Origin of the sequence: Sulfuriferula thiophila (assembly GCF_003864975.1) — a bacterium.
Classification (GTDB): domain Bacteria; phylum Pseudomonadota; class Gammaproteobacteria; order Burkholderiales; family Sulfuriferulaceae; genus Sulfuriferula; species Sulfuriferula thiophila.
Map to the genome: position 1 here is coordinate 1 of NZ_BHGL01000030.1, position 373 is coordinate 373.

Here is a 373-nt window from a genome sequence, read left to right on the forward strand (position 1 = left end):
CCGATGCTGATCCATGAAAGCGTACTTTACTCGGACACTCTGGCAAAGTACGCGGCGGCCTTTTTTAAGATGTCGCGTTCTTCGGTGGTGCGCTTCAATTCAGCCTTCATGCGACTGAGTTCGGTTTTAAGCGCGAGTACTTCATCTTTGGCAGCAGACGGGGATTGTTGCTGACTCTTCTTTAGCCAGACATATAAGCTCTTGTCTGATATGCCCAAACGCTTTGCAACCTCAACCACCCCATGCCCGCGCTCGGTGACTTGTTTGACTGCTTCTGCCTTAAATTCTGCTGTATATCTTGCGTTACTCATTGGCTTCACTCCTGTTCAGTTTCTACATCATAATGTGTCTACTGAAGCGGGTGAAGTCCAAT

Annotated in this window: 2 pseudogenes; both read right to left on the reverse strand. The window is 48.3% G+C overall.

The features are described 5' to 3' along the window. Positions 1–113 (reverse strand): annotated as a pseudogene (locus EJE49_RS14425) (IS3 family transposase); the annotation flags it as partial. Between the two features lie 39 nt (positions 114–152). Continuing rightward, positions 153–311 (reverse strand): annotated as a pseudogene (locus EJE49_RS14430) (transposase); the annotation flags it as partial. Between the last annotated feature and the right edge of the window lie 62 nt (positions 312–373).